Raw genomic sequence first — 12,433 nt, forward strand, 5'->3', positions numbered from 1 at the left:
CTCCGCGGGGTTCTAGATGGTGACTATGCACATTCCAGCTGAGATGCTTCACCTGAGAAGCTTCCATTTCCTACGTGAGACAATCGCTTATGCAATGTGGGCGTACCACCGTTTAGCACTCAGCACGGCTGACTTGAAGGACCTGCTTTCCGAGTGAGGCGCAATCGTCAGCCGGGAAACCGTATGCAAATGGGTGAACCGGTTTGGCCTGCCCCGCGTCGTCATCACTGACAAGCTACACAGCTATATCAAGCCAATCCGTCAGCTTGCACCGTAAGCCGAACACCGTACTCACAAAGGGTCTACAACCGGATCGGTGCTCTAATCGACCGACCCGGAAGCGAGAGAAGCTCATGGGGCGGTCAAATCACCGAGAAAAGCAAAGAGTTTCCTCGCTGCTCATGACCAGATCAACGCGATTCTTAGAACCCGCTGCTATCGCCTTTCCGCCATCTCATATCGTCACACCAGATCTGATGCCTTTGATCTTTGGCAGTGCTATGCATTCGAATTGAATGTGTGATCGAAGCCAGGCCGGGCTTCTCTACTCAGGGCGAAGTAAGTGGGCAATCTCCCCCTTCAGCTGTTTTCAACAGGCGGCAAGTGACTTCATTTAATCCGGTATCCGAGTGCCTGACGCCAGAAAGGCGCCACCCCATCATGGGGAAAGAAGCAACTTGTGGCGTCCTCAATGCTACGGCTGCTTTTCCCCGTCCGCTCGTGCAATGCACAGCCAATTGGGACCAGACGCGCCGTATTGAATGGATCAATTTGAGGGTGGCTCCACCCACCGTCAGATTCTGACAGAAGACGTTGCATTGCCGCAACCAGTCTTTCACCGGCGGCGCTGTCCCAGGGGCGAAGCCCCACATTTTCAAGCAGATTGAACAGGTTTATCCAGGATTGCAGATTGAACGTACAATAGTGCTGGGTTAATGTGCGTTCCATTTCATGCGGTTGCTCACCGGCGGGCGTGATGCTGCCAAGAATCCGCGCCTGTGCCCTCAGATTAATTTCTTGGAGGGCCCGAACGTCATTCAAAAATGCTGCAAGGGATGCCGTCTGCAGATCAAAGCAAGTACCGTGGTTATTTGCAGCACGGCATTCTTTGATGCCTTGTTCGCTGGTGTTCAGCCATCCAAGAAATTCCGAACACCAAGTTTTAAGCCTCTGAATCAGCAGGTCATTTTCCAGCATCCGGACGGCATCAAGAAAGAAGTAGAAGTCTTTGGTTTCGATAAGGCCAGTTGACCGCCCTTTGTCATCCTGATGACCCCGGCGTACCTGAGCATAGTTTAGGTTGGGGTTCATCCGTGTTTCCGAATCAATGAACCATGTTTGGATCAGGTTTTCGGCCTTTTCCGTGTATCTTTTGTCTCCGGTCACACGCGCAGCGAGCGCAAGCGTCGTTGTGTCGTCAAAAAGCCGCTGCAAGCGGGTTCTGTCATAACGGTCGCTGTTCGCTTCATACAACTGCGTTCCAGGCACCCGTTTCCCGTCCTGGCGAATGTAGGGAAGGCCGTTTTTCTTCCTTGGGTTTGGCCACCAATAGGGCGCAGGATGGAAATAATCATGCGGGTCACCGCTAGGCGCTTGCTCTGGCTTATGCGTTACCGAGTATGGCCCACGGGTCATTGCCTCGTCGGCGGCTGAGCAGAGCGCGACGCGATCAGGGTCGTCAACATTGTCCGATAGTGCATCCAGCCGAGCCACGTCGTAGAAGAAGGGGCCGCCGTTGCAGAGCTTTTCGGTTAACTGACTTGCTTCCAGCATATCCAGAGTGGTGCGGATCGCGTCATTTCTTGCCACCCCGCGATTTTTAATGCCTTTGTCATATTCTTTTTCTAACTCCGATACGCCGGAGAACAGCCGCGCCACCCAACCTGCCTGAGCAACACGGTGGCCTTCCGGGCTGATTTTGCGAGGTGGATGGTCAAAGAATTCCAGAAACCAATCCTGCCATGGACCCTGAACGCCCAGATGCACAAGAAGCTCGACCTTTGGCCTGCGACCGTAGGGGTGGTTCTTGTCAAACCGCAGGGGGGCGTCACAACGGAACGCCAATTGTGGCTCTTCTAGTGCATCGAATGTAGCGTCGTCTTTGAGAAGGTCCGCATTATCCTGCATACGGGCCATCGGAACTGTGAAGTAGCGTTTGTCCCTTTCAGCCACAACTTCACTGCGAAATGAGTCCCAAGCCTTTTCGGTAAAGTAACAATTTCCGTCAAACGGTAGCGCCCATTTGGCGTGACGCATGCACAGTTCAAGTGCTGCATTTCGTGCGCCGTTGTTGTTCATGACGTAGTTGTTCTTGGCTCTGTAGGCCTGAGCAATCATTCGGGCCTGAGTTTCCTCATCCAACAAAGCAAGCGTGCCATCAGTAAAAACCAAAGGATCTTTGAAAGTTCCAAAGTCATAGCCCGTTACCTGTAGCTCATCGGCATCGAAGGGGATTTTCTCATATATCTGTTGATGTTCGTCCAACAGCGAAATCAGCTTTGCTTCGTTTTCGGGGTCAAAAATTCGATTGAGAATCCACAGTTTCGTGCAATCTTCGAACTCAGGTTCGTGCTCTAGAATGAACTTCACATTGGCCAAAGACTGACCCGCGCGGTGTCTGGGTATCAGATCGTTTCCGATGATCCGGCAAAGAGCAAACGTATCGCGCAGAGAGTTGATCCGTTTTTCTTCTTCTTCGTCCCACGCGGCGGGCGCGACTGAACCAAGCGATCCTGCCAATTGCCCCATGCGGAGACCGGTGCGCGTTTGTATTGTGCCCGCAGAGAGCCTGTTTGTCCTTCGTTTGCGGTGCACGAAATAGACTGGCAACAGCACAGGAGATAAAAGAATCAGAACAGGCGACAAAAGGATGAGTACGCGATTGCGCCGCTTCTTGGATCGAATTCGTTCTTCTAGAGACTGGGCGGGTTTTCCAGTTTTTTCCCTCAACTTCATGATCATTGATACAACCTGTCTCTACATCTGGTGAAGCGACGCAAGGGCTTCGGAAATCACTGGCACTCAAATACTCGTTTTCATATTCATGAATGCCCAAGATGTGCAACCTTGGGCATTTTTGTAGGCGGATTTTGGGGAACTACTCACCTCAGGCCAGCTTTGCCCGTCAGAAACGCCGTGTTTTGGCTCTGAACGAATCTGAACAGGCGAGCTACACTGTCACCTGTCAGTTGCCTGTGATCTTCTTATAAAGCTCAGATTTATAGCCGAAGGGGATTCCAAAAACACCGATGAGCCATCCTGCGGTACGAACGACGTCAATCAGTCTCTTTTCCGGTTGGAATGGCAGCAAAACAATCAAACCCACCAACGCAACGATCCGAAGCGGCGCAGTGGCGATCCGAATCATCGCGCTGAGTGGCCTTTGTTCCAATTTTTTGCGCATATAGGTATTGGACTGATCCCGGCCCCGGGCCGCCTGATACCAGATCGACAACCGATCGGGAGGTATCTTTTCAAATACAAACGCATTGTTGACCCAACCGACTGGCAATCCCGCCGCAACTGTTTCTGCGTAAAACTTGGCGTCTGTACCGCCTGACATCCGCATTTTTTCGTCGAACCAGATGTCGTGGTCAGTGAAAAGCCGGGTTTCCCCCAGCCAGTTATTGGTCACGATCGTCACTCCGCTAGTATCATCCAGTGTGGCCCGGCTTGACGCAGCCTTTTCTTTTGTCAGGTATCGGTTGTTGATGTTGCTCAGCATAAGTCGCTGCATTGCGGTTTCGTTGCCCGAGGGTGGGGCTGCCCGCAGCGGAGCCCCTAAAAGAACGGCTGAACTAGCTCTGTATCCAGTTACTAGTTTTTCTAGCCAGTCCGGGGCGGCAGTTTCGTCGTCATCCATAAAACACAATAGATCAGATCCCTGCGTGATCGCGATGCGGGCGGCGCAATTTCGACCAAACGGGATGCCGGGTTCAGTCTCAAGCGCATAAAGAAGAGACATGCCATTTGGCAGAGTGTCGCCATACGCCCGAACCTTGGGTTCGCTGTGCGGAGCTGTGTCATTTTCGACCACAAGGCACTGGACCGAGCAGTTTTCAGGGACAATCAACTCTCCCCAGCTGTTCAGCAGTGCCGTCAGCATTTCCGGTCGCTGTCTGGTCAGCGCCGAGACAGTTATCTTCAAATGAGACGAACGACGTTTCATCGGGTGTCCATAAAGCTATCGTTTTAGAATTGGTAAACCGGACTTTAGGGCTTTGTGCCTCGACTTGACGTTGCGCAACTTCACTATACGGGCCGATTTCAGTGAGTTCGCAATACCGATCATGTTCAAAGCACGGAACTCACTCTATTATGTCTACAGCATCACGGCGGCTGTATTTAGCGCTTCGTCACCGGGATCGTCAATCCAATTCGACACCAGGCAGCAGCTCATTGCCCTCGGAATTGCCTTGCGGACCAACGCACCGAGGGCTGTAGGCCGAAATTAGAGTTGAATCCCCGGAGCGACCACTTAAGTAATCGCAAGTTTGGAAACGGGTGCATGATCATCAATTGAAGATAGCCAAATCCGGAACGGCAAGCCGCCGTCTGTTCTGCTGAGACAAAGTTATGGCAGGTGTCGGACCATTTACTTATGGTCATGACCAACTTGAAAGTAAGTATGATGTCACGCGGATCAGAGCACGACCAGGCAGGCAGGGTTGCAATGCGCCCCGAATTCGATCAGGAACGGCTGCAACTCGGACAGGTTGGAATTTTGCTTTGCAAAAAACGAAACTGAAATTTGCGGCGACGCTGAACGATTCTATCCTGTGGCGCCTGTTGAGGGAAAATCTGAGATCTCAGATGACCCCATACATCATCGCTATCATAGCTATGGTGTTCGTCGCAGCCACTACCGCCGGCATCGCCTTTATTATGAGGGATGTAGTGGACTCTTTGTTCGAGGCGGATAACGCATCGCAGGTCCTGAGTGTTTCCATCGCGGTGTTTGTGATTTTTTTGGTCAAAGGCGTGGCAACCTATGTACAGGTCGTGGCCTTGACCCGCGCCGGTAACCGGATTGTGTCACATCAGCAGATACGACTTTATGACAAATTGCTGCGTCAGGGCGTGTCCTTCTTTAATCTCACGGAAAGCTCTAACCTGCTGTTGAAGGTAACCCAATCGGCACAGGCAGCGCGCCAGGTCATCGAGATCATCGTTACCACGGCTGTTCGTGACACGCTGAGCTTGATCGGATTGCTGGCGGTTATGTTTTATCAGCAACCTCTGTTGTCGCTTTTTACTTTGGTCATTGGTCCTCTTGCAATTTGGGGCGTCAGGACGCTGTTGCGGAAAGTACGAGAGATTGCCGATATGGAAATGCAATCTCTTGGCGCGATCATGCAAGTGATCCAGGAAACGTCAGGGGGTATCCGCGTCATCAAGTCGTTTGGACTGGAAGAGCGGATGGCCAAGCGCATGAAGGAATCCGTCAAGAGTGTCGAGAAACGCCGCAATAAGCTCGCACGGCTACAAGCGGCGACCAGCCCTCTGATGGATATCCTTGCGGGCTTTGCAATTGCATCAGTCATCGGTTTGAGCGCGGCAAATCTGTTCGGGTCAGGGAAGTCGACGCCCGGTGAATTGATGTCATTCGTCACAGCACTGATGATGGCATATGAACCGGCCAAGAGACTGTCACGCGTTCGCGTAAAGCTCGAGATCAGTTTGCGTCGCGTAAGAATGCTGTTCAATCTGCTGGATCAACCTGAAACTCTGGCTGAGGGTGACGATCCGAAGAGCCTGCTTCCTGGTCCCAAAGAAGTAAAGTTCACAGATGTCAATTTTGGCTATCGCAGCAGTGAACCGATCCTCAAAGACTTCTCTCTGACTTTCGAGGCCGGGAAGACAACCGCACTGGTTGGGCTGTCCGGCGGTGGCAAGTCGACCATTCTTAACCTTGCGCTTCGCCTTTACGACCCGCAAACCGGCACGGTCACGATTGATAGTCAGGACGTCAAGGATGCTTCGTTCAAGAGTTTGAGGGCGAACATGTCGTTTGTGGGACAGGAAACCTTTCTGTTCTCAGCATCTATTGCAGACAATATTCGGCTCGGCCGGGAAGGTGCATCGCTGCCTGATGTGATCGAAGCCGCAAAGGCCGCAAATGCTTACGATTTCATCACGAACCTCGAAGACGGGTTCGACACCCTTGTAGGAGAAAATGGTGCCTTTCTGTCAGGTGGCCAAAAGCAGCGGCTGGCAATTGCACGCGCCCTGTTACGTGACAGTCCCATATTGTTGTTGGACGAGCCGACCAGTGCGCTTGATTCCAGATCCGAACACCTCGTGCAAGAGGCCTTACAGCGGCTTACCGCCGGGCGGACGACCATAATAGTGGCACACCGTCTTTCCACAATTCTTCACGCTGACCAGATCGTGGTTATCGAGGCTGGACAAGTTGTTGAAAAAGGAAGTGCCGACGAGCTTCTGAAAAAGAACGGCGCATTCAGAACACTGTACGATCATCAGTACGCAAATGTTGTTCAAGCTGACTGAGTGTGTGTAGATTAAGAAAATAGGGGAGGGCGAGCCGAGGATACCTCTCTGCGGAGATGCCACCCCATTGCAATATTCCTGCATCAAACGAAGTCCTGATATGGGCTCTGTGCCATTGGAACCAACATGCGTGCATCTGTAATCATTCCGACCTACCATAGCTGGGACAAGTTGCAGTCATGTCTGGATTGTCTCGCGTCTCAGACTGTTGAATCAGAAGTATTTGAAATCGTTGTAGTCAACAACGACCCCGCAGACTCAGCGCCTGAAGAATTCCGACTGCCAGTAAATGCCCACATAACCTCAGAATGCAAACCCGGCTCCTATGCCGCCAGAAACAAGGGGATCGCCACGGCGCAGGCTGAATTGTTATTCTTCACTGACTCGGATTGCATGCCGGCGCCGGCGTATATCGAAAACGGTTTGCGCCTCGCACAGGAAAACCCGGAAGTTGGCCGTTTCGGCGGAGATGTCGTGCTGGTTCCAAACGGGACCGACTGGACAGCCGTTGAGTTGTATGATTACCACTTGGGTCTTGAGCAAAAGAAATGGGTGGAACGTGGCCGCGCGGTCACGGCAAATCTCATAGTGCGCCGCGATATGTTTAGCCGGATCGGATTGTTCAATAGTGAAGTATTGTCGGGCGGTGATATGGAGTGGAATGACCGAGCAACAGCAGCTGGTGAACCAATTGTTTTCGCCGCCGATGCAATCGTCCGGCATCCCGCCCGCGCTACTTTGCGAGAGTTCGCCCAAAAAGTCCGCCGTATAGAAGGGGCGAGATTGCGCCGAAATGCCGGGCGCGGTGCCTTGAACTATATTCCCCCGATCCAGAAACTGATCCCTTCTTTCCGAACGTTCAAAAAACTGCGAAAAAAGCCAGATCTCAATTTGATGCAAGCCCTGGCAATTTGGAGGGTACAGTATTGTCTGCGGCTGGTTATGATCTCGGAAACAGTTCGCCTACTCTGGTTCCGGCAAGCGGATGTGCGAAAGTAGTAGGAATTTTGAAATCTTCGGCATGGCCTCAAGGTGCTATGGAATCGCATGGTGCCGTTGCATTGGTTGAGGAGTGTGAGCTACCTGCCCTAAAAACCTCGACGTTCGACATTTACAATATACGATTTCGCCTTCGCATGCGTCACCAGCTGCGGAGATAGCTCCTTCAAAACAGTTAACGCTTGAGGACGTGATCAGCCAGATGTACAGGCGCTCCAAAACTATGTCATTGAGTTGGCTATGAGAGGGGGTGTTGGCATAGGAAGGCAGATACACTCTGACCTGCTCCCCTTTGATTTCGCGTATTTCAGTTAGCTCTGTTCAGGGTTTGGTCCTCTCTTGACCTTTGGTGATCCTCCCGCGGGGTGAGCCCGACGAGGCTCGAATGAGGGCGGTGATAATTTTAGTCGTTTCGCCATGCCGCAATTAGGCGGCAGGCATGGCGGAGCGACGGGAACAGGTGTTCGTTAAGTCATTCCTCGCTCATCCTTCCGTTGAAGCTTTCGACCAATCTGTTCCGCATCGGATTGCCAGTTGCGATTTAGTGCCAGCCGACCTTACGGTCCTTTTGCCATTTCAGTATCGCGTTCGAAGTCAGTTCCGTGCCGCAACACATTCGGAATGACGCTGATGCAGAGGCTTTGATTGCCTGCGCAGCTCCCAAATTGTGCAGCAGGTGATCATCGCCGGTTCTCAGATCTTTACAGTGGTTTTGCGACAAACCACACCGAAAAGGAGACCGACTATGACCGGCACCACTATTGCACAGTCAGAAGCTGTTTTGGCGGAGATGGCCGAACCGACGCCATTCGGACGCTAGTTGCTTCATCCTCGCCCGCAGTTTCTTGTCGGCAGGGCGCTTGGATGTGCGCCGATAGACCCGTGGATCGATCCGGGCCAACGCAAAGGCGCGCCTCTGATTGTACCCCTTGGTGTTCATCGCCCGGTTCACAGCATTCCTCCTCGAACCGGGCCTTAGAAGTTTTTTCCCATCATCTCTTTCAGCGTAGCTATATCCATAAACTGCTCGGCCAGCATCTTCTTCAGCTAGGCGTTCTCAGATTCCAGCGTCTTCAAACGCCTAGCGTCGGACACTTCCATGCTTCCGTACTTCGACCGCCATTTGCGAAACGTCGCATCGCTGATCCTGTGTTTGCGGCAAAGCTCCTTCGCACCAAGCCCGGTTCAATACTCCTTCAAGATGCCAATGATTGTTCTTAGCCGAAACAGCTTCTCTTCATCTACACATATCGACTAATGGTTTCTACCAGTGCTTTGGCATTTTGTGCGGACTGATCTGCGGCTGGCACCCATTCGGCATATGCACTCATCCAAGTTTCATTGATTTCATATGGTTTCCAGAAACGGGAACTGAGCTCATTCGTAGTAACTTCAGGGATCAAACCGCTTTGAACAAAAGCGTAGTAGTCGCGTGTTACGAAATCGATTTCGAAACACTGATAAACAGGCGTGCCCAGGCTGACGAGTTCTAAAGCTACGGAAGAATTACCAACGATTGCCACATGATCATGTGCAGGGTGATCGTCAGTGATCTCCACCGATAGTCCCCTAAAATCGTTGGGAAACACCTGGTTGGCTCGAGGATGTCGCTTAATCTGCACGTTGTGGACCCCCGGGTTTTGCAAGAGTGCTTGAACAACTTTTTTCAAGCCGTTCATATCGACACGAGCAGTAGGGTAAATAACAACGTCACAAGGCCCTTGGCGGTCTAGTTCAAGAGGCGCTTTCGGAACGTCGGCAGTCTCTCGTCCTATCACAAATATCTTACCAGTCGTGGGGGCGATATCGCGATAGGTTCGCAGTGACCGCTCGTTGTACAAAACACTAAATTCATAATCCAAGGGGGGAAACGCTGAACTGACTTGGGCGTGCTGAAGGTAAAGACGGGGAACGCCTAGGCTTTTCATTACAGTAGAAACTGCTACGCGGGTAGGCCAATGATCATTGGCCTGCACAAGAAGTCTTGGTCGTACAGCGTTTGGTTGTAAAAAGGCCAGAAGTGTTGCCTTGAATTTTCCGCTATAAAGAACAAGCTGATGTACAAGCCCGACTTCAACTGTTTCTCGACTGTGAATGTATGAGGAAAAAACGTCGACAATATGCTGCGATATTGCATCTTCAAGTTTTTTCGAAGTTTTGATCATCTGCCTCGTTGGCGACATTGCATAATTACTTCGCTCTATCCGCAAATCGATCGGTGCGCAGAGTTCTTGAAGAAAACGAAATTCACGCAAATTGTTGGCTGTATTTCCGTCGAAAGCGATACCTTCTATGTTGGTACAAAGCGTTCGCCGGGTTTCAGTTTCAATTTCTTTTCGCGCCAGTTTAACGGCGCTCATGCGGCGAGCAACCAAATCCCGGTCGCGGGAAAATGCCGCTTTTTCCTCAGTGCTGAGGCTATCGGCAATGAACTTGTCGTAGTCGGGTGTATTATCTATCACGCACGCAACTCGGTGCAGGCCGTCTGCGTAATGGGCAAACATGCTTTTGTCAATTTTTGTGCGAGCATCCCAGAATCTCGACAAAAATAGCTTCACTTCGACTTACCTCTTAGCGCCCATAGGTGAATATTCGACATCAAGATTTCAGATATTGAAACAGGTCGCATATTAAAAGACCTGATTTGGTTTCTGGGCGAAGCGATCAAACGTTCGGTACATTGCTTCTAAAACACGATTGCTTCCCTGACCGTCGCAGATAGCTGCAGCACGGAGCGACATTGCCCCTCGCGTTTCTTTTCTCGAAAGGGTGCGCAGTGCCGACATAAGTTGGCAAGCGAAATCAGTTTCGTCCTCTAGATAGACAGTGATTGCTGCGCCAGCATCGTGTAATGCGCGCGCGATTTGCATCTGGTTTTGCGCAATTGCGACGACAATCGTTGGCAGACCAAGGCAACAACGCTCCCAACTGGTGCCGCCACCTGCACCAATCGCTACATCAGCGGCGGCCATCAACTCGGCCATAAGCGGTGTTTCAACATGCAATTGCGCTGGGATACTCAACCGCGACAATTGATCCCGCACTTGATCGATATGAGGAGCATTGCGGCCTAAAACCACGTCGAGTACTTCGACTTCTTGAGGTTGGTAACGATTGAGAGCCTCAACAATACTGCCGGTCTGATTGTTCTTGTCGACCCCGCCCATGGTAATCATTAGCCTACGTGCTGGCTGGGTGCTTCGCCGCTTGAGGCTTTGCGAACGCAATGCAGCAAATCGAGGCTGGAGTAACGCGTAATTCGGCCCTGTCAAACTTGGCGTGCCCTTTGGCAACAAACCCAGGTAGTCGTCTTCAATACGCCCAAGTGTTGGGTCTACCAGAAGATCGACCGCCATGGGTCTGTTCGCGAGGTCGTCCAGAGCCATTATGCGTTTTGAATAGTGCTGAAGCGCAGAGTGCCACTCGGCGTCAAGCGCGTAGTGATCGACAATGATCCAATCTGGGCGATCATCCGATATTTGGCGTAAAGCGCTTTCGGTTTCTTCCGCATCCTGAGTTTGCGAAACTTGCAACCAATCGGAAGCATCGCGACTTGACGGCATATGGGGTGTAGTCAACATTGTCACAGGATATCCACGATTCTGAATAACCGTCTCAAGATGACCATCAAGTCGGCGGCATAGAAAATGAACCTTACCGTTTGCCTTTGTGATCGCATCGGCCAATGTCAGGCACCGCATTACATGCCCAGACCCAATTGTCACGGATGCGTCTGTGCGAAATACGACGTTAAGAAACATCTCAACGATGGGCCGTTGCAATTTCGCTCATTGCGGCGCTTGTCGCCGCGTTAAAGCGGCTGACCGTCTTTTCAAATTCCAGGAAGTTCGTAAAATTTCGTGCGGCATCTTGCGCAAGAAGAGCCTCCATAATTTGCAAGGGGCCATCGATCAGTTTTTGTGCTGGTATCGCCTTCGCATGCGCGGTCGGAACCACGTTCATTCCGAACATCTTTTGTAACCTACTCGCAAGTTTTTTGTTCGAAAGCTTTGGCTTAAGTAAAGAGCTTGGCAATCTGTAACAGGGAATTGAGATTTTCCGGTCAAGCGATAAACCGTAGTCGGCGCCGCGCCCATCCTGCTCGAACAGATAGCTGGGAATACACCTTTGCAATGCGCTTACGTGCCCATGTACGCGGAAACCCACATGGAGATCGAACTCTTCATAGGCGTCTAGGCCACTATCTGGATCTTTATAGATCTCGCGCAGTGGCACATCCATTTTGGTGCAGGTATCTTCAATATCCGAATTTAAACCATGCAGCAGACATTCAACCCGTGCGTCAGGAAAACGCGCTCGCAATGTTCTCACCAACCCCTCGAAAACAGGGCGGTACAAATCGCCCGCATGAGGATCGCTAATCGCAACACTTCGGATTCGCGTCTTCTCTTCGAAAGTTCGATCAAAAAAGCGTGGATCCCAAAAGGCCACATCACCGGAAAGGCGGGCTTTGGACAGGCCGTTTTTCTCACAAAATAGTTGAGTGATTGCGCCGCGAGACGTGAAGACGACTGCTTTCTCGGAAAAACGTTGTAGAAGCTTTATATCTTCGTCCGAGAATCCTGACTGGAAATTATGTTCGGCAAGAGGGGAAAGGCTTGTCCCTACGGAGATCGCAGATACAGGGATGTCTAGATCGAGTATGTCTTTTAAGTATGGGTAGACGCTCGCCATATTCTTGCGGATCGCGAGACAGGCAAATACCACATGATCACACTGAGAGACTGTACTTGCAACGTTCTGCCAATCGTCAGCGCGCCAAATGCTGATGAATTCAGCATCAGGGTCTACGGCCTGGAGCGCCATAATTGTTGCACGTTCAATGAGCTTATCACCAATGTTCTGAGAACCTTCGCGCGGATATGTGCTGACAATGGCATATTTCATCGTTTCACCTGAAGCT

Annotated in this window: 7 protein-coding genes and 2 pseudogenes; 3 read left to right on the top strand and 6 right to left on the bottom strand. The window is 51.4% G+C overall.

Annotated features, from left to right (window positions below; all coding sequences use genetic code 11):
* Window positions 1–25: 25 nt before the first annotated feature.
* Window positions 26–523, top strand: a pseudogene (locus ACR0JE_RS14705) (hypothetical protein).
* An 86-nt stretch (window positions 524–609) separates the two neighbouring features.
* On the opposite strand, the gene ACR0JE_RS14710 reads toward ACR0JE_RS14705, so the two are convergent.
* On the bottom strand, window positions 610–2,961 hold the full coding sequence (locus ACR0JE_RS14710; protein WP_480864700.1) for an alginate lyase family protein: 2,352 nt from the start codon (window positions 2,959–2,961) through the stop codon (window positions 610–612).
* Between the two features lie 223 nt (window positions 2,962–3,184).
* Window positions 3,185–4,168, bottom strand: a complete 984-nt coding sequence (locus tag ACR0JE_RS14715; protein WP_480864701.1) for a glycosyltransferase — start codon at window positions 4,166–4,168, stop codon at window positions 3,185–3,187.
* A 644-nt stretch (window positions 4,169–4,812) separates the two neighbouring features.
* Here ACR0JE_RS14715 and ACR0JE_RS14720 point away from each other — a divergent pair.
* Entirely contained in the window at window positions 4,813–6,510 is a 1,698-nt protein-coding gene (locus tag ACR0JE_RS14720) for an ABC transporter ATP-binding protein (protein ID WP_480864702.1), read from the top strand.
* Window positions 6,511–6,636: 126 nt separating this feature from the next.
* The gene (locus tag ACR0JE_RS14725) at window positions 6,637–7,509 is read left to right on the top strand and encodes a glycosyltransferase family 2 protein (protein WP_480864703.1); all 873 of its coding nucleotides are present in this window, start codon (window positions 6,637–6,639) and stop codon (window positions 7,507–7,509) included.
* 307 nt (window positions 7,510–7,816) lie between these two features.
* Here the strand turns inward: ACR0JE_RS14725 and ACR0JE_RS14730 are convergent.
* The 4 genes and pseudogenes from ACR0JE_RS14730 to ACR0JE_RS14745 form a co-directional block, all read right to left on the bottom strand.
* Window positions 7,817–8,739: pseudogene (locus tag ACR0JE_RS14730) on the bottom strand (integrase core domain-containing protein).
* Between the two features lie 11 nt (window positions 8,740–8,750).
* Entirely contained in the window at window positions 8,751–10,067 is a 1,317-nt protein-coding gene (locus ACR0JE_RS14735) for a hypothetical protein (RefSeq protein ID WP_480864704.1), read from the bottom strand.
* Window positions 10,068–10,139: 72 nt separating this feature from the next.
* Complete coding sequence (gene pseG, locus ACR0JE_RS14740) at window positions 10,140–11,270, bottom strand: UDP-2,4-diacetamido-2,4,6-trideoxy-beta-L-altropyranose hydrolase (RefSeq protein WP_480864745.1); 1,131 nt, start codon at window positions 11,268–11,270, stop codon at window positions 10,140–10,142.
* 1 nt (window position 11,271) lies between these two features.
* Window positions 11,272–12,417: a polysaccharide pyruvyl transferase family protein gene (locus ACR0JE_RS14745; RefSeq protein ID WP_480864705.1), complete on the bottom strand. Its 1,146-nt coding sequence runs from the start codon at window positions 12,415–12,417 to the stop codon at window positions 11,272–11,274.
* Between the last annotated feature and the right edge of the window lie 16 nt (window positions 12,418–12,433).

Source organism: Ruegeria sp. H3 (genome assembly GCF_056533095.1).

Bases quoted from the DNA above. Each gene is read 5' to 3' on its own strand.
- ACR0JE_RS14715 (WP_480864701.1), bottom strand. From the start codon at position 4,168: ATGAAACGTCGTTCGTCTCATTTGAAGATAACTGTCTCGGCGCTGACC.
- ACR0JE_RS14745 (WP_480864705.1), bottom strand. From the start codon at position 12,417: ATGAAATATGCCATTGTCAGCACATATCCGCGCGAAGGTTCTCAGAAC.
- ACR0JE_RS14710 (WP_480864700.1), bottom strand. From the start codon at position 2,961: ATGATCATGAAGTTGAGGGAAAAAACTGGAAAACCCGCCCAGTCTCTA.
- pseG (WP_480864745.1), bottom strand. From the start codon at position 11,270: ATGTTTCTTAACGTCGTATTTCGCACAGACGCATCCGTGACAATTGGG.
- ACR0JE_RS14720 (WP_480864702.1), top strand. From the start codon at position 4,813: ATGACCCCATACATCATCGCTATCATAGCTATGGTGTTCGTCGCAGCC.
- ACR0JE_RS14725 (WP_480864703.1), top strand. From the start codon at position 6,637: ATGCGTGCATCTGTAATCATTCCGACCTACCATAGCTGGGACAAGTTG.